Source organism: Hydrogenophaga sp. 2FB, assembly GCF_005503365.1.
Taxonomy (GTDB): Bacteria; Pseudomonadota; Gammaproteobacteria; order Burkholderiales; family Burkholderiaceae_C; genus Hydrogenophaga.
The window spans coordinates 37,671-63,460 of sequence record NZ_SCML01000030.1 but is presented as its reverse complement, the minus strand read 5'-3'; the positions used below and the strand labels follow the sequence as shown (position 1 = coordinate 63,460).

The 25,790-nt window shown below is 65.1% G+C and carries 23 protein-coding genes; 17 read left to right on the top strand and 6 right to left on the bottom strand.

Annotation, left to right across the window (positions count from 1 at the left end; translation table 11 throughout):
- Positions 1–22 precede the first annotated feature (22 nt).
- From FFS09_RS18065 to FFS09_RS18055, 3 genes are all read right to left on the bottom strand, one after another.
- A complete protein-coding gene (locus FFS09_RS18065) occupies positions 23–2,899 on the bottom strand; it encodes an aconitate hydratase (protein ID WP_137920289.1) in 2,877 nt (958 codons plus the stop codon).
- Positions 2,900–2,994: 95 nt separating this feature from the next.
- Positions 2,995–3,153 carry a DUF3309 family protein gene (locus FFS09_RS18060; RefSeq protein WP_137920288.1) on the bottom strand — a complete coding sequence of 53 codons (159 nt, stop codon included), beginning with the start codon at positions 3,151–3,153 and terminating at the stop codon, positions 2,995–2,997.
- Between the two features lie 132 nt (positions 3,154–3,285).
- Positions 3,286–3,699: a hypothetical protein gene (locus FFS09_RS18055; protein WP_137920287.1), complete on the bottom strand. Its 414-nt coding sequence runs from the start codon at positions 3,697–3,699 to the stop codon at positions 3,286–3,288.
- 135 nt (positions 3,700–3,834) lie between these two features.
- Here FFS09_RS18055 and FFS09_RS18050 point away from each other — a divergent pair, with 135 nt between their 5' ends.
- Positions 3,835–4,647, top strand: coding sequence for an MmyB family transcriptional regulator (locus FFS09_RS18050; RefSeq protein ID WP_137920286.1), 813 nt, complete (start codon positions 3,835–3,837; stop codon positions 4,645–4,647).
- Positions 4,648–4,700: 53 nt separating this feature from the next.
- Here FFS09_RS18050 and acnB read toward each other — a convergent pair whose 3' ends face one another.
- The 3 genes from acnB to FFS09_RS18035 all read right to left on the bottom strand — a co-directional run bounded on the left by acnB (position 4,701) and on the right by FFS09_RS18035 (position 9,374).
- Positions 4,701–7,304, bottom strand: a complete 2,604-nt coding sequence (gene acnB / locus FFS09_RS18045; RefSeq protein ID WP_137920285.1) for a bifunctional aconitate hydratase 2/2-methylisocitrate dehydratase — start codon at positions 7,302–7,304, stop codon at positions 4,701–4,703.
- 64 nt (positions 7,305–7,368) lie between these two features.
- Positions 7,369–8,370: an HpcH/HpaI aldolase/citrate lyase family protein gene (locus FFS09_RS18040; RefSeq protein ID WP_252374417.1), complete on the bottom strand. Its 1,002-nt coding sequence runs from the start codon at positions 8,368–8,370 to the stop codon at positions 7,369–7,371.
- Between the two features lie 17 nt (positions 8,371–8,387).
- Positions 8,388–9,374, bottom strand: a complete 987-nt coding sequence (locus FFS09_RS18035) for a malate dehydrogenase (RefSeq protein WP_137920284.1) — start codon at positions 9,372–9,374, stop codon at positions 8,388–8,390.
- Between the two features lie 215 nt (positions 9,375–9,589).
- Between FFS09_RS18035 and FFS09_RS18030 the strand changes: the two genes are divergently transcribed.
- The 16 genes from FFS09_RS18030 to FFS09_RS17955 all read left to right on the top strand — a co-directional run bounded on the left by FFS09_RS18030 (position 9,590) and on the right by FFS09_RS17955 (position 25,770).
- Positions 9,590–10,390, top strand: coding sequence for a GntR family transcriptional regulator (locus FFS09_RS18030; RefSeq protein ID WP_137920283.1), 801 nt, complete (start codon positions 9,590–9,592; stop codon positions 10,388–10,390).
- 153 nt (positions 10,391–10,543) lie between these two features.
- Positions 10,544–10,975, top strand: a complete 432-nt coding sequence (gene sdhC / locus FFS09_RS18025) for a succinate dehydrogenase, cytochrome b556 subunit (RefSeq protein WP_137920282.1) — start codon at positions 10,544–10,546, stop codon at positions 10,973–10,975.
- 51 nt (positions 10,976–11,026) lie between these two features.
- Positions 11,027–11,392 (top strand): succinate dehydrogenase, hydrophobic membrane anchor protein, encoded by a 366-nt coding sequence (gene sdhD, locus FFS09_RS18020; protein ID WP_137920281.1) that lies wholly within the window; start codon positions 11,027–11,029, stop codon positions 11,390–11,392.
- A 4-nt stretch (positions 11,393–11,396) separates the two neighbouring features.
- Complete coding sequence (gene sdhA, locus FFS09_RS18015; protein WP_137920280.1) at positions 11,397–13,202, top strand: succinate dehydrogenase flavoprotein subunit; 1,806 nt, start codon at positions 11,397–11,399, stop codon at positions 13,200–13,202.
- 43 nt (positions 13,203–13,245) lie between these two features.
- The gene (locus FFS09_RS18010) at positions 13,246–13,950 is read left to right on the top strand and encodes a succinate dehydrogenase iron-sulfur subunit (RefSeq protein WP_137920279.1); all 705 of its coding nucleotides are present in this window, start codon (positions 13,246–13,248) and stop codon (positions 13,948–13,950) included.
- A 22-nt stretch (positions 13,951–13,972) separates the two neighbouring features.
- The gene (locus FFS09_RS18005; protein ID WP_137920278.1) at positions 13,973–14,287 is read left to right on the top strand and encodes an FAD assembly factor SdhE; all 315 of its coding nucleotides are present in this window, start codon (positions 13,973–13,975) and stop codon (positions 14,285–14,287) included.
- A complete protein-coding gene (gene gltA / locus FFS09_RS18000) occupies positions 14,284–15,579 on the top strand; it encodes a citrate synthase (protein WP_137920277.1) in 1,296 nt (431 codons plus the stop codon). Before FFS09_RS18005 ends, gltA begins: the two co-directional genes overlap by 4 nt.
- 173 nt (positions 15,580–15,752) lie before the next feature.
- A complete protein-coding gene (locus FFS09_RS17995; RefSeq protein ID WP_137920276.1) occupies positions 15,753–16,679 on the top strand; it encodes a LysR family transcriptional regulator in 927 nt (308 codons plus the stop codon).
- A 29-nt stretch (positions 16,680–16,708) separates the two neighbouring features.
- On the top strand, positions 16,709–18,130 hold the full coding sequence (gene leuC, locus FFS09_RS17990) for a 3-isopropylmalate dehydratase large subunit (protein WP_137920275.1): 1,422 nt from the start codon (positions 16,709–16,711) through the stop codon (positions 18,128–18,130).
- Positions 18,131–18,170: 40 nt separating this feature from the next.
- Positions 18,171–18,332 carry an entericidin EcnAB gene (locus FFS09_RS17985; RefSeq protein ID WP_137920274.1) on the top strand — a complete coding sequence of 54 codons (162 nt, stop codon included), beginning with the start codon at positions 18,171–18,173 and terminating at the stop codon, positions 18,330–18,332.
- Between the two features lie 14 nt (positions 18,333–18,346).
- Positions 18,347–18,997, top strand: a complete 651-nt coding sequence (leuD, locus tag FFS09_RS17980; RefSeq protein WP_137920273.1) for a 3-isopropylmalate dehydratase small subunit — start codon at positions 18,347–18,349, stop codon at positions 18,995–18,997.
- Between the two features lie 32 nt (positions 18,998–19,029).
- Positions 19,030–20,118, top strand: coding sequence for a 3-isopropylmalate dehydrogenase (leuB, locus tag FFS09_RS17975; RefSeq protein ID WP_137920272.1), 1,089 nt, complete (start codon positions 19,030–19,032; stop codon positions 20,116–20,118).
- 78 nt (positions 20,119–20,196) lie between these two features.
- Entirely contained in the window at positions 20,197–21,324 is a 1,128-nt protein-coding gene (gene asd / locus FFS09_RS17970; protein WP_137920271.1) for an aspartate-semialdehyde dehydrogenase, read from the top strand.
- A 299-nt stretch (positions 21,325–21,623) separates the two neighbouring features.
- Positions 21,624–24,248, top strand: a complete 2,625-nt coding sequence (locus FFS09_RS17965) for a FimV/HubP family polar landmark protein (protein ID WP_252374416.1) — start codon at positions 21,624–21,626, stop codon at positions 24,246–24,248.
- 26 nt (positions 24,249–24,274) lie between these two features.
- Positions 24,275–25,096, top strand: coding sequence for a tRNA pseudouridine(38-40) synthase TruA (gene truA / locus FFS09_RS17960; protein WP_137920269.1), 822 nt, complete (start codon positions 24,275–24,277; stop codon positions 25,094–25,096).
- Positions 25,093–25,770 carry a phosphoribosylanthranilate isomerase gene (locus tag FFS09_RS17955; protein WP_137920268.1) on the top strand — a complete coding sequence of 226 codons (678 nt, stop codon included), beginning with the start codon at positions 25,093–25,095 and terminating at the stop codon, positions 25,768–25,770. The genes truA and FFS09_RS17955 overlap by 4 nt, the downstream gene beginning before the upstream one ends.
- Positions 25,771–25,790: the final 20 nt, after the last annotated feature.

Genomic DNA, 25,790 nt, shown 5'->3' with positions numbered 1-25,790 from the left:
ATGCCGCGTTGCGGCATCCTGCTCAAGCGCTCAACAATTGCCTGAGCACGTAGGGGAGGATCCCGCCGTCGCGGTAGTAGTTCACTTCCACCGGCGTGTCGATGCGCAGGACCACGGTGAGCTCGCGGCGTTTGCCGTTGGGGCTGGTGATCACCAGCCGGGCTTCGCTCTGCGGCAGCAGTTCGGGGTGCGGCACCACGTCGACGGTTTCGTCACCCACCAGCCCGAGCGTTTCCCAGGAATCGCCGTTCTTGAACTGCAGCGGCAGCACGCCCATGCCGACCAGGTTGGAGCGGTGGATGCGCTCGAAGCTGCGCGCCACCACCGCCTTGATGCCCAGCAACTGCGTGCCCTTGGCGGCCCAGTCGCGGCTGGAGCCGGTGCCGTATTCCTCGCCCGCGAACACCACGGTGGGCACGCCGGCGGCCTGGTAGCGCATGGCGGCGTCGAAGATGCTCATCTTCTGGCCCTGGCCGACGCCCTCGAGCTGGTAGATGGTCCAGCCGCCCTCTTCGCGCGAGCCGTCCAGCCCGGGGGCGAGCATCAGGTTCTTGATGCGCACGTTGGCGAAGGTGCCGCGCATCATCACGTCGTGGTTGCCCCGGCGCGCGCCGTAGCTGTTGAAGTCGGCCTTGAGCACGCCACGGTCGAGCAGCCACTGGCCGGCGGGCGATTTTTCGGCGATGTTGCCGGCCGGGGAAATGTGGTCGGTGGTGATGGAATCGCCAAACAAGGCCATGACGCGCGCGCCGCGCACGGCTGGCGGCTCGGTGCTGGCCGCGGCCGCCAGCTTGAATTTTTCGAAGAACGGGGGCTCGGCGATGTAGGTGCTCTTGGGCCAGGTGTAGGCGTTGCCCGAGACGCCCTTGATGTGCTCCCACAGCTTGCCCGGCTCGCTGGCCACACGCGCATAGTTCTCACGGTAGGCCTTGCCGTTCATGGCGAACTTCATGAGCTTGTAGATTTCGTCGCTGCTGGGCCAGACGTCGCCCAGGTACACCGGCTTGCCGCCCTTGCCCTTGCCCAGCGGCTCGGTCATGAGGTCTTTCATGACGTTGCCGGCGATGGCATAGGCCACCACCAGCGGCGGGCTGGCGAGGAAGTTGGCCTTGAGGTTGGGGTGGATGCGGGCCTCGAAGTTGCGGTTGCCCGAGAGCACGGCGGCGCAGATCAGGTCGTTCTGCGTGATGACAGCGTTCAGTTCGGGCGTGAGGTCGCCGGCGTTGCCGATGCAGGTGGTGCAGCCATAGCCCGCAAGCGCGAAGCCGAGCTTTTCCAGGTAGGGCAGCAGCCCCGTCTGTTCGAGGTATTCGGTGACGATGCGCGAGCCGGGTGCGAGCGAGGTCTTGATGTGCGGCTTCACCTTCAGCCCGGCCTCCACCGCCTTCTTGGCCAGCAGGCCGGCGGCCAGCAGCACGCCGGGGTTGCTGGTGTTGGTGCAACTGGTGATGGCGGCGATCAGCACGTCGCCGTTGCCGATGGTGAGGTCGGTGCGTGGCGCCTTGACCGGCGCGCTGGCGCGCTCCGGCCGGTTGGCCACCATTTCGGCCTCGTAGCGCGGCGCACCTTCGGGGATGGGTTTTGCCGACGGGACGGGCACGGGCGTGGCCTCCTCGCCGTCGGCGTGGTAGCGCGTGTGCAGTAGCTCGGCCGGGCGGTTGAAGCCGTTTTGCGCATTGGGCTTGCTGAACAGGTCGGCGAACTGGTGCGCCACCTGGCCGAGTTCGATGCGGTCCTGCGGGCGCTTGGGGCCGGCCAGACTCGGCGTCACCAGGCCTAGGTCGAGCTTGACCACCTGGGAGTAGTCGATGTCGCCGCTGGCGGGCACGCCAAACAGGTCCTGCGCGCGGAAGTAGGCTTCGAAGGCTTCGATCTCGGCCTTGCTGCGGCCGGTGCCACGGAAGTAGTCGAGCGTCTTCTCATCCACCGGGAAGAAGCCCATGGTCGCGCCGTATTCGGGTGCCATGTTGGCGATGGTGGCGCGGTCGGGCAGCGCCAGCGAGGCGGTGCCTTCGCCGAAGAACTCGACGAACTTGCCCACCACCTTGTGCTGGCGCAGGATTTCGGTGACGGTGAGCACCAGGTCGGTGGCGGTGACGCCTTCGCGCAAACGGCCGGTGAGCTCGAAGCCCACCACGTCGGGCGTGAGGAAGTAGACCGGTTGCCCGAGCATGGCGGCTTCCGCCTCGATGCCGCCCACGCCCCAGCCGACCACGCCAATGCCGTTGATCATGGTGGTGTGGCTGTCGGTGCCCACCAGCGTGTCGGGGTAGTAGAGCCCGCCCTTCAGGTGCACGCCGCGCGCGAGGTATTCCAGGTTCACCTGGTGCACGATGCCGAAGCCCGGGGGCACCACGCCGAAGGTGTCGAAGGCCTGCATGCCCCACTTCATGAACTGGTAGCGCTCGTTGTTGCGCTGGAATTCCAGCTTCATGTTGAGGTCCAGCGCCTGCTTGGTGCCGTAGTAGTCGACCATCACCGAGTGGTCGACCACCAGGTCCACCGGCACCAGCGGCTCGATCTTCTTCGGGTCTTGCCCCAGGCGCACGGCCACGCTGCGCATGGCGGCCAGGTCGGCCAGCAGCGGCACGCCGGTGAAATCCTGCAGCACCACGCGCGCCACGGTGAACGGGATTTCATCGGTGCGCGCGGTGTTGGGCTGCCAGTTCGCGAGCTGGGCCACGTGCTCGGGCGTGACGCGCTCGCCATCGCAATGGCGCAGCACGCTCTCCAGCACGATGCGAAGCGACACCGGCAGGCGCTTCACCGAGGGAAACTGTTTGGCCAGTGCGGGCAGCGAATAGAAACGGCCGCTCTTGCCCGAAGCCGTCTTGAAGGTTTTGACGGTAGACGCGAAGGGATGGGAGAAATGGTGGGTCGTGGTCGTGGACGTGGACATGTGGGGCTCCTGGCGGGATCGGTGGAACACCGGCCCATTCTGTCAGGAGCGCGCTATTCCGTGCTGGCAGCCTTGAAAAGAACCCCGCGCCAGGGTCACAACCTGCCCGTGAGCAGCAGCACGATCACGATCACCAGCACAACACCCAGCAAACCACTGGGCCCGTAGCCCCAGCCCCGGCTGTGCGGCCAAGTGGGAAAGACGCCGAGCAGGAGCAGCACCAGAATGATCAAGAGGATGGTACCGAGGGTCATGTTGTTCTCCTTCTGTGTGAGGCCCTTTGAGAGGCCGATCGCCCCAGTGGCGGACCGTCCGTCCCTGGCGCCTGCCCAGCGTAGGGGTTCGCCGCGCGCGCATCTGTTCGTTAGCGCACACGGCGAAGCGGGTCAGGCCACGGCGGCCGGCCGCAGGCGGCGCAGCGCCATCCACTGCAGTTCGGCCAGCACGAACACCGCCACCGCCTGCACCACCAGATAGGCCTGGCCCAAGGGCGTGGGCGACACTGCGCCGCCGAACAGCAAGACCAGACACGCGGCGACCCAGGCGAAGTTGCCGACGATCAGTGCCCCGAGCAGCGCGCGCGGCGGTGTGCTTTGCAGAGCCAACAGGCCGGCCAGGGCCACATAGAGCAGCAAGAGGATGCCCGAGGCGCTCAGCAAGCCCGTGGGCAGGCCCAGCAGGGCCGAGAGCGAACCGGCCAGCGCCAGGTGCAACACGGCCGTGGCGGAACCGGACAAGGCGTCGGCCCAAAGCACGAGGCGCAGGCCGGTGGAAGACGTGAGGGTTTGGATGAGGGACATGGCGCACTCCTTGATGGCGAGGTGGGAAGGAACGGAATCCAGGGGATCCGGGTGCCATCGTCGGGGCCGGGGCGCAGCGCGTCCATGACGTGGGAGGTCATGGCCGGGCCCAGGACCGTGCCCTACCATGCCGCCATGAACGCCCTGACCTCCTCCACCCCGTCGCCCTTTGGCGAGCGCCTGCGCCACTGGCGCCAGCGCCGCCGCCTGAGCCAGCTCGATCTGGCGCACGTGGCCGATGTGTCCACGCGCCACCTGAGCTATGTGGAAACCGGCCGCGCCAGCCCCAGCCGCGACATGGTGCTGCGCCTGGTCGACCGGCTCGAAGTGCCGCTGCGCGAGCGCAACGCCCTGCTGGAGGCGGCCGGCTACGCGCCCATGTACCGCGAGCGCTCGCTGGATGCGCCCGACATGGCGTCGGCCCGCGCCGCGGTAAAGCGCATCCTGGACTGCCACGAACCCTGGCCCGCCCTGGCGATGGACCGGCACTGGAATCTGGTGATGCACAACCGCATGGTGCCGATGCTCATGGCCAGCGCCTCACCCGCGCTGCTGCAAGGTCCCATCAACGTGCTGCGCCTGAGCCTGCACCCCGATGGCCTGGCGCCAAGCATCGCCAACCTGCGGCAGTGGCGCGAACACCTCTTCGAGCGCCTGCGCCAGCAGATCCACGCCACGGGCGACCAGACCCTGGCCGCACTGCTGGCCGAGCTCAAGGGCTACCCCGAATCGTTCGGCAACGATGCGGGCGCGCTGCCGGGTGAACACCACGGCGTGCTGATGCCCTTCCAGTTCAACACCGGCCACGGCGTGCTGAACCTGGTGAGCACCACCACCGTGTTCGGCTCGCCGGTGGACATCACGCTGCAGGAGCTGGCGCTGGAGACGTTCTTTCCGGCCGATGAGGCGTCGGCGGACATGCTGCGCTCGCTTGCCGCGCGCACATAAAAAAAAGCCGCTGCAAACAGCAGCGGCTTTTTCGTCCAGGGCGGCGCGCAGCGTTATGCCGTGACGCCCTTGGCGGTTTCGGCGTATTCCTCGATCTTGTCGAAGTTCAGGTACTGGTAAATCTCGGCGCCGTCCTTGTTCACCACGCCCATCGCCTCGTGGTACTCGGCAGTGGTCGGGATGTGGCCCAGCTTGGACGCGATGGCCGCGAGTTCGGCCGAGGCCAGGTACACGTTGGTGTTCTTGCCCAGGCGGTTCGGGAAGTTGCGGGTCGAGGTAGACACCACGGTCGCGCCTTCGCGCACCTGCGCCTGGTTGCCCATGCACAGCGAGCAACCGGGCATTTCGGTGCGGGCACCGGCGGTGCCGAACGCCGAGTAGTGGCCTTCCTTGATCAGCTCGCTCTCGTCCATCTTGGTTGGTGGTGCGACCCACAGCTTGACCGGGATGTCGCGCTGGCCGCCCAGCAGCTTGGCCGCGGCGCGGAAGTGGCCGATGTTGGTCATGCACGAACCGATGAAAGCTTCATCGATCTTGGTGCCGGCCACGTCGGACAGGGTCTTGGCGTCGTCCGGATCGTTCGGGCAGCAGAGGATGGGTTCCTTGATGTCGGCCAGGTCGATCTCGATCACGGCGGCGTACTCGGCGTTCGCGTCGGCTTCGAGCAGGTTCGGGTTGGCCAGCCAGGCTTCCACCTTCTCGATGCGGCGCTTGAGCGAACGGGCGTCGGCGTAACCGTTGGCGATCATGTTCTTCATCAGCACGACGTTGCTGGTGAGGTATTCCTTGACCGGCTCGGGGTTGAGCTTGATGGTGCAGCCGGCGGCCGAGCGTTCGGCGGAAGCGTCGCTCAGTTCGAACGCCTGTTCCACCTTCAGGTCCGGCAGGCCTTCGATTTCCAGGATGCGGCCCGAGAAGATGTTCTTCTTGCCGGCCTTGGCCACCGTCAGCAAGCCTGCCTTGATGGCGTACAGCGGGATCGCGTGCACGAGGTCGCGCAGGGTCACGCCGGGCTGCATCTGGCCTTTGAAGCGCACCAGCACGGACTCAGGCATGTCCAGCGGCATCACGCCGGTGGCGGCGCCGAAGGCCACGAGGCCGGAGCCGGCGGGGAAAGAAATGCCGATCGGGAAACGGGTGTGCGAGTCTCCACCGGTGCCCACGGTGTCGGGCAGCAACAGGCGGTTGAGCCAGCTGTGGATCACGCCGTCGCCCGGGCGCAGGGCCACGCCGCCGCGGTTGCTGATGAAGGCGGGCAGCTCGCGGTGCGTCTTCACGTCCACCGGCTTCGGGTAGGCCGCGGTGTGGCAGAACGACTGCATCACCATGTCGGCGCTGAAGCCCAGGCAAGCCAGGTCTTTCAGTTCATCGCGCGTCATCGGGCCGGTGGTGTCCTGCGAGCCCACGGTGGTCATCTTGGGTTCGCAATAAGTGCCGGGGCGCACGCCGAAGCCTTCGGGCAGGCCCACCGCGCGGCCGACCATCTTCTGCGCCAGCGTGAAGCCGGCCTTGGTTTCGGCGGGGGCTTGCGGCAGGCGGAACGCCGTGCTGGCGGGCAGGCCCAGAAATTCACGCGCCTTGGCGGTGAGCGAGCGGCCAATGATCAGGTTGATGCGGCCGCCGGCACGCACTTCGTCGAACAGCACGTCGCTGCGCAGCTGGAATTCGATCAGCGTGGCGCCGTCCTTGGCGATCTTGCCTTCGTAGGGGTGGATGTCGATCACGTCGCCCATTTCGAGCTTGCTCACGTCCACCTCGATCGGCAGCGCGCCCGAGTCTTCCTGCGTGTTGAAGAAGATGGGGGCGATCTTGCCGCCGAGCGTGACGCCGCCAAAGCGCTTGTTCGGCACGAACGGGATGTCCTGGCCGGTGGCCCAGATCACCGAGTTGGTGGCCGACTTGCGCGAAGAACCGGTGCCGACCACGTCACCCACGTAGGCCACGAGGTGGCCCTTCTTCTTCAGGTCGTCGATGAACTGCATCGGGCCGCGCTTGCCGTCTTCCTCGGGCTTGAAGGCCGCGCCTTCGCGCGTGTTTTTCAGCATGGCCAGGTAGTGCAGCGGGATGTCGGGGCGGCTCCAGGCGTCGGGCGCGGGCGAGAGGTCGTCGGTGTTGGTTTCGCCGGGCACCTTGAACACGGTGACGGTGATCTTCTTCTCGACTTCGGGGCGGGTGGTGAACCACTCGGCATCGGCCCACGACTGCATGACTTCCTTGGCCTTGGCGTTGCCGGCCTTGGCTTTTTCGGCCACGTCGTTGAAGAAGTCGAACATCAGCAGCGTCTTCTTCAGACCTTCAGCCGCCACGCCCGCCACCTCGGCGTCGTCGAGCAACTCGATCAGCGGGTGCACGTTGTAGCCACCCACCATGGTGCCGAGCAGCTCGGTCGCCTTGGCTTTGGACACCAGGTCCACCTTCACATCGCCGTGCGCCACAGCGGCCAGGAAGCTGGCCTTGACCTTGGCCGCATCGTCCACGCCGGGCGGCACGCGGTGCGTGAGCAGGTCCAACAGGAACGCGCCTTCACCGGCGGGGGGCGCCTTGATCAGCTCGATCAGGTCGGCGACTTGTTTGGCTTCGAGTGGCAACGGCGGAATGCCAAGCGCCGCGCGTTCGGCGGCGTGGGCGCGGTAGTCGGTGAGGAAAGTGGTGGACATGTTGTTCTCCAGAAGGGGTATGCGTGGGGAATCAAAAAAACAGATGGATGGTGACCAAGCAAACTCAATGCCGCTCGAGCGCCGGCTCGGCAAAGAGCGGGCGCACCACGTCAGGCAGCGGCAGGCCGGTCTGGTGCGCGCGCTCCAGCACCTGCCAGAAATAGCGGTAGCTCGCGCGGTCGTGCAGGCGGCCTTCGAACTGCACCGGTGCCCAGTCGGCGGCCATGGCGCACTCGATCAGGCCCGCGGCCGTTTCAACCTCGGAGGCCAAGGGCGCGAACGCGGCCACGATGGTGCGGATCTGGTCGGGATGGATGCTCCACATGCGCGTGTAGCCCAGTTCGCGCGCGGCTTGCTGGGCGGCGGCACGCAGGGCGTCCATGTCCTTGAACTCGGTGACCACGCAATGCGAAGGCACCTTGCCGTGCGCATGGCAGGCGGACGCGATGTCGAGCTTGGCGCGCAGCACAAGCGGGTGCGAGAACTGGCCCGCGACGCTCATGCCGGCGGAAGGAATCGCTCCGCCATGCGCGGACACGAAATCCATCAGGCCGAAACTGATGCTTTGCACGCGCGGATGGGCCGCGATGTCAAAAGCGCGGTGCACCGCGGCGGGCGACTCGATCAGCACATGCAGGGGAAGGTTGTTGGCGCCAGCGGCGTCGAGCGCGGCCACGGCGCGCTGCACGTCCGCCACCGACTCGACCTTGGGCACCATGATGTGGGCCAGACGCTGCCCCGCGCGACCGGCGATGGTGGCCACGTCGGCGTCGAACGCCGGGTGGTCCACCGGGTGCACCCGAACCGCCACGCGCGCTTGCGAGCCGGCGGCCAGGGCCAGCTCGGTCACCAGCGCGGCATGCTCGGCCTCGCCGCCGACGGGCGCGCCGTCTTCGCAGTCCAGCGTCACATCGAACACGCAGGTGCCGAACTCTTCGGCCATCTCGGCTTGAAGCGCCAGGCTCTTGCGCATGCGCGCTTCCACCCCGCTGTAATGGTCACACACCGGCAGCGAGAACGCGCCGGCCTGGGCACCGAGAAGAATTCGAGCGGGGTGGTCTTTCACAAGCGAAGGGCAGCCGTTTACAGCAGGTGCTTGACGCCGTCTTGCTCGCCTTTGAGCTCGTCCAGGGTCTTGTTGATGCGCTCTTGCGAGAAGGCGTCGATCTCCAGGCCTTCGACCAGCTTGTATTCACCGTTTTCACAGGTGACCGGGAAGCCGAACATCACGTCCTTCGGAATGCCGTACTGGCCGTCCGACGGGATGCCCATGGTGACCCACTTGCCGTTGGTGCCCAGGGCCCAGTCGCGCATGTGGTCGATGGCGGCATTGGCAGCCGAAGCAGCCGACGACAGGCCACGGGCTTCGATGATGGCCGCGCCGCGCTTGCCCACGGTGGGCAGGAAGGTGTTGGCGTTCCATTCCTGGTCGTTGATCATCTTGGCCACGCTTTCGCCGTTGATGGTGGCGAAACGGTAGTCGGCGTACATCGTGGGCGAGTGGTTGCCCCAGACGGTGAGCTTCTCGATATCGGCCACGGCCTTGCCGGTCTTGGCGGCGATCTGGCTGGCGGCGCGGTTGTGGTCCAGGCGCAGCATCGCGGTGAAGTTCTTGCGCGGCAGGTCGGGTGCGCTCTTCATGGCGATGTAGGCGTTGGTGTTGGCGGGGTTGCCGACCACCAGCACCTTGACGTTGCGGCTGGCCACGGCGTTCAGCGCCTTGCCTTGCGCGGTGAAGATGGCGCCGTTGACGGCCAGCAGCTCGGCACGTTCCATGCCGGGGCCGCGCGGACGCGAGCCCACCAGCAGGGCGTAGTCGGCGTCCTTGAACGCGGTCATCGGATCGCTGTGCGCTTCCATGCCCACCAGCAGCGGGAAGGCGCAGTCATCCAGTTCCATCATCACGCCCTTGAGCGCTTTTTGCGGACCTTCCACCGGCACTTCCAGCAGTTGCAGGATCACCGGCTGGTCCTTGCCGAGCATCTCGCCGGAGGCGATGCGAAACAGCAGGGCGTAACCGATCTGGCCAGCGGCGCCAGTGACGGCAACGCGAACGGGCTTCTTGTTCATGATGAAAACTCCGGAAAAGGACGTTGGAAAAGAGAGAAATGTCGAGGGAAGCACCCTCAGGACATAGGGGACAGCTGGGTCGGTTCGACCGACAACCGGTGATCTAAGTCAGCTATGGAGTGTACCCTCGCAAACCCTGAGGCGTCAATTTGTCTTATGTCTTATATAAGATATGATTCGCGCACACAGCGCCGCTCAACCACGCTGTAAAAAGTATGCCCACTCCACCCCAGAATCCCACCGACGCGGCATCGGCAGACACCGGTGTCACGGGCGCGCTCGAGAACACCGCGCCGGCGTTCAGCCCGCTGTACCAGCAGATCAAGACCTTGATCCTGCGCAGCCTGCAGGCGGGCGAGTGGAAGCCGGGCGACATGATCCCCAGCGAGTTCGACCTGGCCGCGCGTTTCCGCGTCAGCCAGGGCACGGTGCGCAAGGCCATCGACGCGCTCGCCACCGACAACCTGCTGGTGCGCCGCCAGGGCAAGGGCACCTTTGTATCCACGCACGCCGAGGTGCACACCCAGTACCGCTTCCTCCACGTGTTGCCCGACTCGGGCACGCTGGAAGAACAGGGCCCCGCCGAACGCCGCATCGTCGAATGCCGCCGTCTGCGCGCGCCCGCCGAAATCGCGCGCCAGCTCGCGCTGCGCACCGGCGACGCCGTGCTGCAAGTCAAACGCGTGCTGGCGTTTGGCGGCACACCCGCCATCGTCGAAGAACTCTGGCTGCCCGGGGGGCCGTTCAAGGGACTCACACTCGAAACGCTGTCGGACGACCAGGGCCCCATGTACGCACTGTTCGAAACACAGTTTGGTGTTCGCATGGTGCGTGCGCAAGAGAAGATCAAGGCCGTGAGCGCCGACGACGATGCGGCCACTCTGCTCGGTGTCGCGCCCGGGTACCCGCTGCTCAGCGTGGAGCGGCTCGCGTTCACCTACAACGACGAACCCATGGAGTTGCGGCGCGGTCTGTACCGCACGGATGACCACCACTACCGCAATGAATTGAGCTGATACCCCCTACGGTAACGACCGTTTTTGCCAAAAGCATCCTACTGCCGGGGTGCGACATGGTGCATTGCAATAGAATTTGGCGCGCCTTGGCAAAAGTTACCAACGGGTTACCAAGCCGACACCTCCCCCTCTCCCCCGGAAGAAAGCCCCACCATGACCGAGTTGACCAAGAAGCGGCCCGAGTTCCGCAACATCAACGCCTTCACGGATCTCACCACCTACCGCCTGCCACCGGCGGGTTGGGTGTCGATCCTGCACCGCGCCAGCGGCGGCCTGATGTTCATTCTGTTGCCCCTGATCGTCTGGCTGTTCGACACCTCGGTGTCATCAGAAATCTCCTTTGAGCGCTTCAGCGCGGCCTTCGCGGTTGGCGTGGGCTTTGTACCGGGCTGGCTGTTCAAGCTCGTGGTGCTGGCCATCATCTGGGCCTACCTGCACCACCTCATTGCCGGCGTGCGCCACCTGTACATGGACGCGTTCCACGCGGTCAGCAAGGAATTCGGCAAATCGTCCGCCATCGTCACGCTGGTGTTGAGCATCGGCCTCACGCTGCTGCTGGGTGCGAAACTTTTCGGTTTGTATTGATTGCGGGTCAGATCTTCAGCTCTGACCCCAACTGACTAGGAAAACTGACTCATGTCCGTCAATTACGGTTCCAAGCGCGTCGTCACCGGCGCCCACTACGGCCTGCGCGACTGGCTCGCCCAGCGCATCACCGCGGCCCTCATGGCCCTCTTCACCCTCATCGTGCTGTTGAAGGTGCTGTTCATCAGCGGCCCCATCGGCTACGAAAGCTGGGCCGGCATCTTCGCCGCGCAGTGGATGAAGGCCCTGACCTTCGCCGTGTTCCTGGCCCTGGCCTACCACGTGTGGGTCGGCATGCGCGACATCTGGATGGACTACGTCAAGCCCGCCGGCATTCGCCTCGTGCTGCACGTCTTCACCATCGTCTGGCTCCTGTCCTGCCTGGGCTGGGCTGTTCAAGTTCTCTGGAGGCTCTGAAGCCATGTCCGCATCTGCATCCCTTCCCAAGCGTCAGTTTGACGTGGTCATCGTCGGCGCCGGCGGCTCCGGCATGCGCGCCTCGCTGCAACTCGCGCGCGCCGGCCTGAAAGTGGCCGTGCTGTCCAAGGTGTTCCCGACCCGCTCGCACACGGTTGCCGCGCAAGGCGGCATCGGCGCCTCGCTCGGCAACATGAACGAGGACAACTGGCACTACCACTTCTACGACACCATCAAGGGCTCCGACTGGCTGGGCGACCAGGACGCGATCGAGTTCATGTGCCGTGAAGCACCCAAGGTCGTGTACGAGCTCGAGCACTTCGGCATGCCGTTCGACCGCAACCCCGACGGCACCATCTACCAGCGTCCGTTCGGCGGCCACACCGCCAACTACGGCGAGAAGTCCGTGCAACGCGCCTGCGCCGCGGCCGACCGCACCGGCCACGCCATGCTGCACACGCTGTACCAGCAGAACGTGCAAGCCCGCACCACCTTCTTCGTCGAATGGATGGCGCTGGACCTGATCCGCGACGCCGCTGGCGACGTGGTCGGCGTGACCGCGCTGGAAATGGAAACCGGCGAAACCTACATCCTCGAAGCCAAGACCACGCTGCTGGCCACTGGCGGCGCGGGCCGCATCTTCGCCGCCTCCACCAACGCCTTCATCAACACCGGTGACGGCATGGGCATGGCGGCGCGCGCCGGCATCCCGCTGCAAGACATGGAGTTCTGGCAGTTCCACCCCACCGGCGTGGCCGGCGCGGGCGTGTTGCTGACCGAAGGCTGCCGCGGCGAAGGCGCCATTCTGCGCAACAGCGAAGGCGAGCGCTTCATGGAGCGCTACGCGCCCACGCTGAAAGATCTGGCACCGCGCGACTTCGTCTCGCGCTGCATGGACCAGGAAATCAAGGAAGGTCGCGGCTGCGGTCCGAACAAGGACTACATCCACCTCGACATGACGCACATCGGCGTCGCCGACATCATGAAGCGCCTGCCTTCGGTGTACGAGATCGGACACAACTTCGCCAACGTCGACATCACGAAGGAGCCGATCCCCGTGGTGCCGACCATCCACTACCAGATGGGCGGCATCCCGACCAACATCCATGGTCAGGTCGTCACCCCCGATGGCCAGGGCAACCAGAAGGTGGTCAATGGCTTGTATGCGGTGGGCGAATGCTCCTGCGTGAGCGTGCACGGCGCCAACCGCCTGGGCACCAACTCGCTGCTCGACCTGCTGGTGTTCGGCAAGGCCGCTGGCGACCACATCGTGCAGTACAACGACAAGAACAAGACCCACAAGCCGATGCCGGCCGACGCGGCCGACAAGACCCTGGCGCGCCTGGCCCGGCTGGACAACTCCACCAGCGGCGAATACGCGCAAGACGTGGCCAACGACCTGCGCGCGATCATGCAGCAGCACGCTGGCGTGTTCCGCACACAGGTCGTCATGGACGAGGGCGTGACCAAGGTCAACGCCATGCGTGCCCGCGTGGCCAACATCACGCTCAAGGACAAGTCCAAGGTGTTCAACACCGCGCGCATCGAAGCGCTGGAGGTGGACAACCTGATCGAATGCGCCCAGGCCACCATGACCTCGGCCGCGGCCCGCCGCGAGTGTCGCGGTGCCCACACCGTCAACGACTACGAGCGCCCCGCCGACGACGCCCAGTTCCCGCTGGGCCGCAACGACGCCGAGTGGATGAAGCACACGCTGTGGAACAGCGCCGACAACAGCCTGTCTTACAAGCCTGTCAACCTCAAGCCTTTGACCGTGGAGTCGGTGCCCCCGAAGGTTCGCACCTTCTAAGAGCCCCTTCACCCGCACCCACGACGCACGGAGAAAAAACACCATGGCACTTCGCACCTTCAAGATCTACCGCTACGACCCCGAAAAGGACGCCAAGCCGTACATGCAGACCATCCAGGTCGAGCTCGACGGCCACGAGCGCATGCTGCTCGACGCCCTGATGAAGCTCAAGGCGGTCGATCCCAGCATCTCGTTCCGCCGCTCCTGCCGCGAAGGCGTCTGCGGTTCGGACGCGATGAACATCAATGGCAAGAACGGTCTGGCCTGCCTGACCAACATGAACACGCTGCCCGGCGTGATCACGCTCAAGCCGCTGCCGGGCCTGCCGGTCGTGCGCGACCTGATCGTGGACATGACGCTGTTTTTCAAGCAGTACAACAGCATCAAGCCGTACCTGATCAACGAAACCGTCGCACCCCAGAAGGAGCGCCTGCAGAGCCCCGAAGAGCGCGAAGAACTCAACGGCCTGTACGAGTGCATCCTGTGCGCGAGCTGCTCCACGAGCTGCCCGAGCTTCTGGTGGAACCCGGACAAGTTCGTCGGCCCGGCCGGTCTGCTGCAAGCCTACCGCTTCATCGCCGACAGCCGCGATGAAGCCACCAGCGAACGCCTGGACAACCTGGAAGACCCGTACCGCCTGTTCCGCTGCCACACCATCATGAACTGCGTGGACGTGTGCCCCAAGGGCCTGAACCCCACGAAGGCGATTGGCAAGATCAAGGAAATGATGGTGATGCGCTCGGTCTGACCCGAGCCCACCCCGTAATCCCATGGACGTCACCACCACCGAAACCCTGCTGGACGAGCGTGCCCTGAGCAAGCTCCGGTGGCGGTGCCGCCGAGGATTGCTCGAGAACGACCTGTTCATCGAGCGTTTTTTTGCCAGGCATGCTTCTGGCTTGACGGTTCGTCAGGCCGAGGCATTGGGTGCCTTGATGGATTTGTCCGACAACGATCTGCTCGATCTGCTGTTGGCCCGCAAGGAACCCGAGGGCGACCTGGCGCGTGACGACGTCACGCACCTTCTGGGTCTGCTGCGCGCAACCCCGCTTACCACTAGTCAGCCGCAAAAGGAAACCGCATGAAACTCGTAGACAACAAAGCCACCCTGTCCTTTTCGAACGGCAGCCCGAGCGTGGAAATGCCGGTGTACGCCGGCAGCATTGGTCCGGACGTGATCGACATCCGCAAGCTGTATGCGCAGTCGGGCATGTTCACCTACGACCCGGGTTTCCTGTCCACGGCATCCTGCCAGTCGGCCATCACCTACATCGATGGCGACAAAGGCGAACTGCTGTACCGCGGCTACCCGATCGAGCAGTTGGCCACGAAGTGCGACTACCTCGATACCTGCTATCTGCTGCTCAACGGCGAGTTGCCCAACGACAAACAGCGCACCGACTTCCACAAGCTTGTGACGAACCACACCATGGTTCACGAGCAGATGCAGTTCTTCCTGCGCGGTTTCCGCCGCGACGCCCACCCGATGGCGATCCTGACGGGCTTGATCGGCGGCATGTCGGCCTTCTACCATGACAGCACCGACATCAACAACCCGGAACACCGCGACATTGCGGCCATCCGTTTGATCGCCAAGCTGCCCACGCTGGTAGCGATGTCGTACAAGTACAAGGCCGGTCAGCCCTACATGTACCCGCAGAACAACCTGTCGTACGCCGGCAACTTCCTGCGCATGATGTTTGGCACGCCGTGCGAAGAGTACGTGGTCAACCCCGTGCTGGAACGCGCGCTGGACCGCATCTTCATCCTGCACGCCGATCACGAGCAGAACGCCTCCACCTCCACCGTGCGCCTGTGCGCATCGTCGGGCACCAACCCGTTCGCGGCCATCGCAGCCGGCGTCGCCTGCCTCTGGGGTCCCGCCCACGGCGGCGCCAACGAAGCCTGCCTGAACATGCTGGAAGACATCCAGCGCCAGGGCGGCGTGTCCAAGGTCGGCGAGTTCATGGAGAAGGTCAAGGACAAGAACTCCGGCGTCAAGCTCATGGGCTTTGGCCACCGCGTGTACAAGAACTACGACCCGCGCGCCAAGCTCATGCAGGAAACCTGCAACGAGGTGCTGGCCGAACTCGGTCTGGAAAACGACCCGCTGTTCAAGCTCGCCAAGGAACTGGAAAAGATCGCGCTGGAAGACGAGTACTTCGTTTCCCGCAAGCTCTACCCGAACGTGGACTTCTACTCCGGCATCGTGCAGCGCGCCATCGGCATCCCGGTCAACCTGTTCACGGGCGTCTTCGCGCTGGCCCGCACGGTGGGCTGGATTGCCCAGCTGAACGAGATGATCGGTGACCCCGAGTACAAGATCGGCCGCCCACGCCAGCTGTTCACCGGCTCCCCACGCCGCGACATGAAGTGAGACTGAGCCCTCCGCACTGAGAGGGCCCATCTCCTGAAGCCCGCCTTCGCGCGGGCTTTTTTGCGCTCGAGCTTGCGCATTCGAGCAAGGAAGCCATCTCGGTTAAAGATGGCAGACAGGGCATTCATAGAGGAAAATTCCCGTTCGGCATCTCAAAACGAGAAGTCCACACCATGCTCTCGGAACGCAACTTCGCCCGCCAGATCGACCTCACCTCGCTGCAGCTCTTTGTGGCGGTGTGCGAGCTGGGCAGCATCGGCCGCGCGGCCGAGCGCGAATTCATTGCGGCCTCGGCCATCAGCAAACGCCTGTCGGACCTCGAAGCCGCGCTGGGCACCACGCTGCTGCAGCGCCACGCCCGCGGCGTGCGCCTGACGCCAGCGGGCGAAGGGCTGCTGCACCACGCCCGCGCCGTGTTGTTCGGCTTGGAGCAGATGCAGACCGAACTGGCCGAATACGCCGACGGCGTGCGAGGCCACGTGCGTGTGCACGCCAGCATCTCGGCCATCGTGCAATTCCTCCCCGAGGACCTGGGCGCCTTCGCCAGGCTGCATCCGCAGATCAAGATCGATCTGGAGGAACACCTCAGCCCGGAGGTGATGCGCGCCGTGCAGGAGGGCGCCGCCGACCTGGGCCTGTGCAATGGCGCTGCCAGCATGGGCGGCCTGCAAAACCTGCCGTACCGGCGCGATCGCCTTGTGCTGGTGGTGCCCCGCGGCCATGCGCTGGCGGACGGCGGGCCGCTGCCCTTCGAAGCCGCGCTGCCCTTCGACCACGTGGGCCTGCACGCCAACAGCTCCATCTACCTGGCCACGCACCAGGCCGCGACCCGGGCCGGCACCACGGTGCGTGTGCGCATCCGCGTGACCGGACTGGATGCGATGTGCCGCATGATCGCCAATGGTCTGGGCGTGGGCGTGATGCCCGAACGCGCCTTTGAACTGCTGCACACGGGCGGCGCATTGAAAGCCGTGCCCTTGACCGATCCATGGGCCCAGCGCCAACTGGTGCTGGTGGCCCGCGATTTCTCCAGTCTGCCGACCGCTGCACGCCTGCTGGTTGAACACCTGCAGGCCGACGACATTCGACAAGCGGCCTAAAATCATTTTTCACCACGACGAGCCCCACCATGCCACGCACGCTCTACGACAAAATCTGGGACGAACACGTCGTCCACACCGAAGAAGACGGCACCTCCGTGCTGTACATCGACCGTCACCTCGTGCACGAGGTGACCAGTCCACAAGCCTATGAAGGCCTGCGCCAGGCCGGCCGCAAGGTCTGGCGCGTGAGTTCGGTGGTCGCCACCGCCGACCACAACACGCCCACCAATGGCTGGGAACTCGGGTACGACGGCATCACCGACCCGATCAGCAAGGAACAGATCACCACGCTGGACAGCAACATCGCCGAATTCGGCGCGGCGGCGTTCTTCCCGTTCATGTCCCAACGCCAAGGCATCGTGCACGTGATCGGCCCGGAAAACGGCGCCACATTGCCCGGCATGACGGTGGTGTGCGGCGACAGCCACACCTCCACCCACGGCGCGTTCGGCGCGCTCGCGCACGGCATCGGCACCAGCGAAGTCGAACACGTGCTGGCCACGCAGACCCTGCTGGCCAAGAAAGCCAAGAACATGCTGATTCGCGTGGATGGCCAGCTTGCCAAGGGCTGCACCGCCAAGGACATCGTGCTCGCCATCATCGGCAAGATCGGCACCGCCGGCGGCACCGGCTACACCATCGAGTTCGGTGGCTCCGCCATCCGCGCGCTGAGCATGGAAGGCCGCATGACCGTGTGCAACATGGCCATCGAAGGCGGCGCGCGCGCCGGCCTCGTGGCGGTGGACGACAAGACCATCGAGTACGTCAAGGGTCGCCCGCTCTCGCCCACCGGCGTGGAATGGGACCAGGCCGTCGCCTACTGGAAATCGCTGCACTCGGACGCCGACGCCAGATTCGACGCCGTCGTCGAACTGGACGCTGCCCAGATCGTGCCGCAGGTCACCTGGGGCACCTCACCGGAAATGGTGTTGGGCATTGACGGCACGGTGCCCGACCCTGACCGTGAGAAAGACGCGAACAAACGCGGCGCCATCGAGCGCGCCTTGACCTACATGGACCTGGCGCCCGGCAAGCCCCTCAACGACATCTTCGTCGACAAGGTCTTCATCGGCTCCTGCACCAACAGCCGCATCGAAGACATGCGCGAAGCGGCGGCGGTGGTGAAGAAGCTGGGGCAGAAAGTGGCCAAGAACATCAAACTGGCCCTGGTCGTTCCCGGCTCCGGCCTCGTGAAGGCGCAGGCCGAGCGCGAAGGCCTGGACGCGATCTTCAAGGCCGCCGGCTTTGAATGGCGCGAGCCGGGCTGCTCGATGTGCCTGGCGATGAACGCCGACCGCCTCGAACCCGGCGAGCGCTGCGCCTCGACCAGCAACCGCAACTTCGAAGGCCGTCAGGGCGCGGGCGGCCGCACCCATCTCGTTTCTCCCGCCATGGCAGCTGCTGCCGCGGTGCATGGCCACTTCGTGGACGTGCGCACCTTTGCTTGACTCCCCATCCCCCACCCGCAACCACCCTCAGGAGGCTCCCATGAAAAGCATTGCATCCATCGCTATCGCATTCGCCCTCTCGCTGACGCTGGCAGCATGCAACACATGGTCTGGCGTCAAGCAGGACGCCAAGGAAGCCGGGCAGGCCGCAGGCCGGGGCATTGAAAAAGCCGGCGAAAAAGTTCAAGACGTCGCCAAATAACAGGCACACATCACATGCAGAAATTCACTCTCCACAAGGGCCTCGTGGCCCCCATGGACCGCGAGAACGTCGACACCGACGCGATCATCCCCAAGCAGTTCCTGAAGTCGATCCGCAAGACCGGCTTCGGGCAAAACCTGTTTGACGAATGGCGCTACCTCGACAAAGGCGAGCCAGGGCAGGACCCCACGAGCCGCAAGCCCAACCCCGACTTCGTGCTCAACCTGCCGCGTTACGCTGGGGCTTCGGTGCTGCTGGCGCGCAAGAACTTCGGCTGCGGCTCCAGCCGCGAGCACGCGCCCTGGGCCATCGACCAGTACGGCTTTCGCGCCATCATCGCGCCCAGCTATGCCGACATCTTCTTCAACAACTGCTTCAAGAACGGCCTGCTGCCGATCCAGTTGCCCGAAGCGCAGGTGGCACAGCTGTTCGATGAAGTCGCGGCCTTCCCGGGTTACCAGCTCACCATCGATCTGGAGCGCCAGGTGGTGATCAAGCCGCAAGGCGAAGAATTGCCGTTCGATGTGCAGGCATTCCGCAAGTACTGCCTGCTCAACGGCCTGGACGACATCGGCCTCACGCTGCGTTACAAGGACAAGATCACGGCCTTCGAAGCCGAGCGCCTGGCCACCAAGCCCTGGCTGGCGCACACCATGCCCGTCTGAGCCCCCTCTTCTCGTCTCCAACTTCACATCACATGAAAATCGCAGTTCTTCCGGGTGACGGCATCGGCACCGAAATCGTGGCCGAAGCCGTCCGGGTTCTTCAGGCGCTCGAGTTGCCGATCGAAATGGAATCCGCCCTGGTGGGCGGAGCCGCCTACGAGGCGCATGGCCATCCGTTGCCCGACGCCACCCTGAAACTGGCCATGGATGCCGACGCCGTGCTCTTTGGCGCCGTGGGCGACTGGAAGTACGACAAGCTGGACCGCCCGCTGCGTCCCGAGCAGGCCATTCTGGGGCTGCGCAAGAACATGGGCCTGTTCGCCAACTTCCGACCGGCCATCTGCTATCCCGAGTTGGTGGGCGCTTCCAGCCTCAAGCCGGAGATCATTTCGGGTCTGGACATCCTGATCATCCGAGAGCTGACCGGTGACATCTACTTCGGTCAGCCCCGTGGCCGGCGCACCGCCACCGACGGCCACTTCCCCGGTGCCGAAGAAGCCTTCGACACCATGCGCTACAGCAAGCCCGAAATCGAGCGCATCGCCCACGTCGCCTTCCAGGCCGCGCGCAAGCGCGGCAAGAAGGTGACCAGCGTCGACAAGGCCAACGTGCTTGAGACCTTCCAGTTCTGGAAAGACGTGGTCACCGAAGTGCACGCCCAGTATCCCGACGTGGAACTGGAGCACATGTACGTGGACAATGCCGCCATGCAGCTCGTGCGTGCGCCCAAGAAATTCGACGTGGTGGTCACCGGCAACATGTTCGGCGACATCCTGTCCGACGAGGCGTCCATGCTCACCGGCTCCATCGGCATGCTGCCCTCGGCGTCGTTGAACACGAAGAACCAGGGCCTGTACGAACCCAGCCACGGCAGCGCACCGGACATCGCCGGCAAGAATCTGGCCAATCCTCTGGCTACAATACTGTCCGCTGCCATGATGCTCAGATTCACCTTCAACCAGACCGAAGCCGCCGACCGCATTGAACGTGCGGTCAGCAGCGTGCTCGCGTCTGGTCTGCGCACGACCGACATCTGGTCGGAAGGCACGACCAAGGTCAGCACCCGTGGCATGGGTGACGCCGTCGTGGCCGCCATTACCAAAACCATTACCAAGGGCTGATCCAGCTCCGGTTCGTCACGCCCCTCCCCGGCCAGACGAGCCGGGGCAAAACGGTTTTTTTTACCAAAGGGCGTTGACATGAAACTCGTAGGACTCGTTGGCTGGCGCGGCATGGTCGGTTCCGTGCTGATGGACCGCATGGTCGCGGAAAGCGACTTTGATCTGATCGAACCGCTGTTTTTCTCCACTTCCAACGCAGGCGGCAAAGCCCCTGCCATGGCGAAAAACGAAACCAAGCTGCAGGACGCGCACGACATCGCGGCCCTCAAACGCTGCGACATCATCATCACCGCCCAAGGCGGCGACTACACCAGCGAGGTCTACCCCAAGCTGCGCGCCGCTGGCTGGAACGGCCACTGGATCGATGCCGCGTCCACGCTACGCATGGACAAGGACGCCGTCATCATCCTGGACCCGGTCAACCTTCCCGTCATCCAGAACGCGCTCACCCACGGCGGCAAGGACTGGATCGGTGGCAACTGCACCGTGAGCTGCATGCTCATGGGCGTGGGCGCGCTCTACAAGGCAGGTCTTGTGGAGTGGATGAGCACGCAGACCTACCAAGCTGCTTCCGGTGGCGGCGCCCAGCACATGCGCGAACTGCTCACGCAGTACGGCACGCTTAACGCAGAAGTGAAGGCATTGTTGGACGACCCCAAGAGCGCCATCCTGGAAATTGACCGCAAGGTGATCGCCAAGCAGCGCTCACTGAACGGCGCCGAAACCGCGAACTTCGGCGTGCCACTGGGTGGTTCGCTGATCCCCTGGATCGACAAGGACCTGGGCAACGGCGTGTCCAAGGAAGAATGGAAAGGCATGGCCGAGACCAACAAGATCCTGGGCATGGGCGAAGGCTTCAACGTGCCGGCGATCCCGGTCGATGGTTTCTGCGTGCGCGTGGGCGCGATGCGCTGCCACAGCCAGGCCCTGACCTTCAAGCTCAAGAAGGACGTGCCCGTGGCCGATATCGAAGCCATGATCGCGGCCGACAACGCCTGGGTCAAGGTGGTACCGAACACGCGCGAAGCGACCGTTCAGGACCTGACCCCCGTGGCTGTTACCGGCACGATGACCATCCCAGTGGGACGCATCCGCAAGCTGGCCATGGGCCCGGAATACGTGGGTGCTTTCACCATCGGCGATCAGTTGCTGTGGGGCGCCGCTGAGCCGCTGCGGCGCATGTTGCGCATCCTGCTGGAAGCCTGAACGGAAAGCGATGAGGGGAAAGCGGAAACAGCTGCGGTATTTACGTTGCGCCTCTGCAACGTAAATACCAGCCGCATCGACGACGAAAGGTCGGCCGAGAAACTCAAGCGGATTCTCAGCTTGTCACTGTAATGCGTTGATGTTATGGTCAATTCTCGGTTTCTTACGTCGAGGTCAACGTGCCATCCAACTCCCGCAACACCCCATCCCACCCGCCTCTAAAAGTGCAACAAAGTGCTGGTTTCAAAGGGCTCGTGCGGTTGCATGCGGTCGCTGCGGCGGCTTTGCTGTGTGCGGGCTTGGCGCAGCATCCCGATGCGCAGGCCCTGGCACTCGGGCGTGTGGTCGTTCAATCGGCCTTGGGCGAGCCCTTGCGCGCCGAAATCGACGTGCCGGACATCAATCCCGAAGAAGCAGCTAGCCTGCGTGTGGGTTTGGCTTCTGGCGACACCTTCCGAGCAGCCGGGTCCGAAGTCAATGCAGCCATCGCCACGCTGCAAATCTCCCTGCAACGCCGCGCAGACGGCCGCGCCTATCTGCGCCTGACCGGCACACGCCCGGTCACCGAGCCTTTTGTTGACCTGATCGTCGAAGCCAACTGGTCGTCCGGGCGCCTCGTTCGCGACTACACCCTGCTGTTTGATCCACCGAGCCAGCGCGCAGCAGCGCGGCCCGCGCCGGTCGCCCCCAGCGTTTCGGCCCCGGCGCCTTCCACGGCGCAACAAGCGCCTCGCCCTGCAGCCGCACCCAGCGCTGCGTTGCCGCAAACCCAACCACCAAGGCCAGCGCCTGCGCCTGCGCCGGCTCCCGTGGCCCAGGCGCCGGCACCAAGCCCGGCCCCCGCTGGCAACGAAGGTGGTGGTCAGGTTCGCGTTCGCGCGGGCGACACCGCTGGCCGCATTGCGGCCGCCAACAAACCGGCCGACGTGTCGTTGGACCAGATGCTCGTGGCCATGCTGCAGCAGAATCCCAACGCGTTCATGGGCGGCAACGTCAACCGCATGAAGTCCGGGGTGGTGATGAACCTCCCGACAGCGGCCGACGCCAATGCCGTTTCCGCTGCTCAGGCCCGCCAGACCATCGTGGCGCAAAGCCGCGACTTCAACGAGTTCCGTCGCCGCCTTGCCGGCAGCGCACCTGACGCTGGCGTGTCGGCAGCCGACCGCCAGGCCGCCGGGCAAGTGCAGACCGAGGTGAAGGAGGCCAAGCCTGCTGCACCCGCCACCGACAAGTTGACCCTGGCCAAGCCGACGGCCCCTGGCCAGGCGGCCAACGAAGACAAGATCGCCAAAGAGCGCGAAGCCAAGGATGCGTCCACGCGCGTGGCCGAACTCTCGCGCAACATCGAGGAACTGTCCAAGCTGGGATCCAGCGGCGCACCCGGGACAGCCCCCGCACCGGCAGCGGCCGTTCCTGCCACGCCGCCTGCCGCTGCACCCGCAGCGCAAGCTCCTGTGGTACCCGCGCCCACAGCCACGGTGCCCACCGCGCCAGCCGCGCCTGCACCGGCTCCGGCGGCCCCCGCTGCCGAAACCACCCCTGCACCAGCGCCAGACGCACCGGCCCCCGCAGCAGAAGCACCCGCCGCCACGGCCGAACCGTCGACCACACCGGCACCGGTCAAGACGCCGCTCCCCGTGCCCACACCTCTGCCCGACGAGCCCTCGTTCATCGATCAGTTGCGCGACAACCCGTTGGCGCTGCCCCTGGCGGGCGGCCTGCTCGCCCTGCTCGCGGGCTATGGCATCTACCGGGTGCGTCAGCGCAAGAACCACTCCAACGTGGACAGCTCTTTCCTCGAAAGCCGCTTGCAGCCCGACTCGTTCTTTGGCTCCAGCGGTGGACAGCGCATCGACACGGCCGAGTCCGTGGCATCCGGTTCGTCCATGGTCTATTCACCCAGCCAGCTGGATGCGGCGGGCGATGTGGACCCAGTGGCCGAAGCCGATGTGTACCTGGCCTATGGTCGCGACCTGCAGGCCGAGGAGATTCTCAAGGAAGCCATGCGCAGCACGCCCACGCGCGTGGCCATTCACAACAAGCTGCTGGAGATCTACGCCAAGCGCCGCGATGCGCGGGCGTTCGAGGTGGTGGCCACCGAGGCCTTCGGCCTCACACAGGGCCAAGGAGCGGAGTGGGAGCATGCCTGCGAACTCGGCAGGGAACTCGATCCGTCCAACCCGCTGTACCAACCCGGCGGCAGCCCGGCCGTGAAAGTGGCGGCACCCGTTGATGCCGCCGGTGTCATGCACACCATGCCCTTTGGCAGCAGCACCATGAACGACCCCGGCAAACCCGCCGCGTTGGCTGGCTTGGGCGATCTGGATCTCGATCTGGACTTCTCGCTCGACGAGCCCTCGGAACCTGCCCCGGTTCAGACGCCCAGCGCACCCGTCGCCGCCCGAACGAACGATCTCAACGTCACCAATGCCCTGAACAGTCCCGCAGAAGTCGCCCAGGAAGGCCCACCTTCATCGATGTCCATGGACTTCGACCTCGATTTCCCCTCCGGGCCCGCACCGCTGTCCACAGCCGACCCGATCCATGCGGAGTCGTCCTCCGGCACGCCTTCGGTCCTGCCCTTCGACGAAGACCCGATCCTGGACCTGGATTCGATCGATACAGCGGAATCCAGGACGCAAAACCCGCCAGCGGCAAACCCACCGGCTGTTGAGCCAGAGATGATTTCGTTCGATCTCAACAACATCAACCTCGACCTCAGCCCGCAACCCGCACCAGAAGACGCCACCTCTGCGGGCAACCTGACCGAGGAAAACCCGTTGGAAACCAAGTTGTCGCTGGCCGAGGAGTTTCGCGCCATTGGTGACTTCGAAGGCGCGCGCTCGCTGGCCGAAGAAGTGTTGGCCGAAGCCTCGGGCTCGCTCAAGACCAAAGCGGGCACCTTCCTGGCCGATCTGGCCTGATACCCCTCGCTGCGCCGGTTTCGCCTTTGCCTCTTCCGTCCCCGGCGTCCGATCCCTCACACGCCCGCATCGCGCTAGGCGTGAGCTACAACGGCCGCGCCTATGACGGCTGGCAAAGCCAACCCAGCGGGCGCACAGTGCAAGACCAACTCGAGTTGGCACTGTCCCGTTTCAGCGCGCGGGATCTCATCAAAACGCTGTGCGCCGGTCGCACCGACGCCGGCGTGCATGGCCTCATGCAGGTCGTGCACTTCGATACGCCGGTGGACCGCGCCGAAAACGCCTGGGTGCGCGGCACCAACAGTTTTTTGCCTGACAACATCGCCGTGCAATGGGCACGCAAGGTGCCAGCTAGCTTCCACGCCAGGGCCAGTGCGCGTTCGCGCCGGTATGCCTACATCGTGCTTGAGTCCCCGGTTCGCCCCAGCGTGGACGCGGGCCAGGTGGGCTGGGTGTTCCGCCCGCTCGCCCTCGAACCCATGCTGCAGGCTGCGCAGGCCCTGGTAGGCGAGCACGATTTCACCTCGTTTCGTGCGGCGCAATGCCAGGCGCATTCGCCTGTGAAAAACCTGCTGCGGTTGGACATTGCGCGCCGGGGCCATTACTGGCACTTCGAGTTCGAAGCCAGCGCCTTTCTGCACCACATGATCCGAAACATCATGGGCTGCCTGATCGCTATCGGCAGCGGCGCCCGCCCCTCCTCCTGGATAACGGAGGTGCTGCAGGCGCGCAGCCGCGACGTCGCCGCCCCCACCTTTTCCCCTGACGGTCTGTACTTTCTCGGACCGGTCTACGATGCCGAACTGGGTCTGCCGCAACGCACGTCCACCTTCGACTGGCTTCCATGAACCCCCACCGCACCCGCATCAAGATCTGCGGCCTTACCCGTGAGGCCGACGTCGACGCGGCCGTGCGCGCCGGCGCCGATGCCGTCGGCTTCGTGCTGTACGAGCAAAGCCCGCGCCATGTCACAGCCGCGCGCGCGGGCGAACTGGCAAGGCGCTTGCCTGCCTTCGTCACACCGGTCTTGCTGTTCGTCAACGCCAGCGACGAACAGATCCAGCGTGGCATTGCCGCCGTGCCCCAAGCCCTGCTGCAGTTCCATGGCGATGAAACACCCGCCGACTGCCAAGCCGCGGGTCGCCCCTATCTGCGCGCAGCTCGCATCCCCACGGGCCCTGCCGGGGCGGGCTTCGATCTTCTAAAATACGCGTCGGACCACTCGGCCGCCCAGGCCATCCTGCTCGACGCTCACGTCGAGGGCTATGGCGGTGGTGGTCAATCCTTCGACTGGACAGCATTCCCTTGGTCACATCCGCTTCTAAACGCCAGCTCTCGCCTCGTTTTGTCTGGTGGACTCACGCCTGCAAACGTGACCGATGGCATCTCGCGCGTACGGCCCTGGGCCGTTGACGTGAGCTCCGGGGTCGAAGCCGCCAAAGGCATCAAGAACCCCGACAAGATGCTCGCTTTCGTGGCCGCCGTGCGCGCGGCCGATGCGCAGCCCCCCCGCCAGGCCTAAGCCCTTTTTCATGGGGTCAG

Bases quoted from the DNA above. Each gene is read 5' to 3' on its own strand.
- FFS09_RS18065 (WP_137920289.1), bottom strand. From the start codon at position 2,899: ATGTCCACGTCCACGACCACGACCCACCATTTCTCCCATCCCTTCGCG.
- FFS09_RS18060 (WP_137920288.1), bottom strand. From the start codon at position 3,153: ATGACCCTCGGTACCATCCTCTTGATCATTCTGGTGCTGCTCCTGCTC.
- FFS09_RS18055 (WP_137920287.1), bottom strand. From the start codon at position 3,699: ATGTCCCTCATCCAAACCCTCACGTCTTCCACCGGCCTGCGCCTCGTG.
- FFS09_RS18050 (WP_137920286.1), top strand. From the start codon at position 3,835: ATGAACGCCCTGACCTCCTCCACCCCGTCGCCCTTTGGCGAGCGCCTG.
- acnB (WP_137920285.1), bottom strand. From the start codon at position 7,304: ATGTCCACCACTTTCCTCACCGACTACCGCGCCCACGCCGCCGAACGC.
- FFS09_RS18035 (WP_137920284.1), bottom strand. From the start codon at position 9,374: ATGAACAAGAAGCCCGTTCGCGTTGCCGTCACTGGCGCCGCTGGCCAG.
- FFS09_RS18030 (WP_137920283.1), top strand. From the start codon at position 9,590: ATGCCCACTCCACCCCAGAATCCCACCGACGCGGCATCGGCAGACACC.
- sdhC (WP_137920282.1), top strand. From the start codon at position 10,544: ATGACCGAGTTGACCAAGAAGCGGCCCGAGTTCCGCAACATCAACGCC.
- sdhD (WP_137920281.1), top strand. From the start codon at position 11,027: ATGTCCGTCAATTACGGTTCCAAGCGCGTCGTCACCGGCGCCCACTAC.
- sdhA (WP_137920280.1), top strand. From the start codon at position 11,397: ATGTCCGCATCTGCATCCCTTCCCAAGCGTCAGTTTGACGTGGTCATC.
- FFS09_RS18010 (WP_137920279.1), top strand. From the start codon at position 13,246: ATGGCACTTCGCACCTTCAAGATCTACCGCTACGACCCCGAAAAGGAC.
- FFS09_RS18005 (WP_137920278.1), top strand. From the start codon at position 13,973: ATGGACGTCACCACCACCGAAACCCTGCTGGACGAGCGTGCCCTGAGC.
- gltA (WP_137920277.1), top strand. From the start codon at position 14,284: ATGAAACTCGTAGACAACAAAGCCACCCTGTCCTTTTCGAACGGCAGC.
- FFS09_RS17995 (WP_137920276.1), top strand. From the start codon at position 15,753: ATGCTCTCGGAACGCAACTTCGCCCGCCAGATCGACCTCACCTCGCTG.
- leuC (WP_137920275.1), top strand. From the start codon at position 16,709: ATGCCACGCACGCTCTACGACAAAATCTGGGACGAACACGTCGTCCAC.
- FFS09_RS17985 (WP_137920274.1), top strand. From the start codon at position 18,171: ATGAAAAGCATTGCATCCATCGCTATCGCATTCGCCCTCTCGCTGACG.
- leuD (WP_137920273.1), top strand. From the start codon at position 18,347: ATGCAGAAATTCACTCTCCACAAGGGCCTCGTGGCCCCCATGGACCGC.
- leuB (WP_137920272.1), top strand. From the start codon at position 19,030: ATGAAAATCGCAGTTCTTCCGGGTGACGGCATCGGCACCGAAATCGTG.
- asd (WP_137920271.1), top strand. From the start codon at position 20,197: ATGAAACTCGTAGGACTCGTTGGCTGGCGCGGCATGGTCGGTTCCGTG.
- FFS09_RS17955 (WP_137920268.1), top strand. From the start codon at position 25,093: ATGAACCCCCACCGCACCCGCATCAAGATCTGCGGCCTTACCCGTGAG.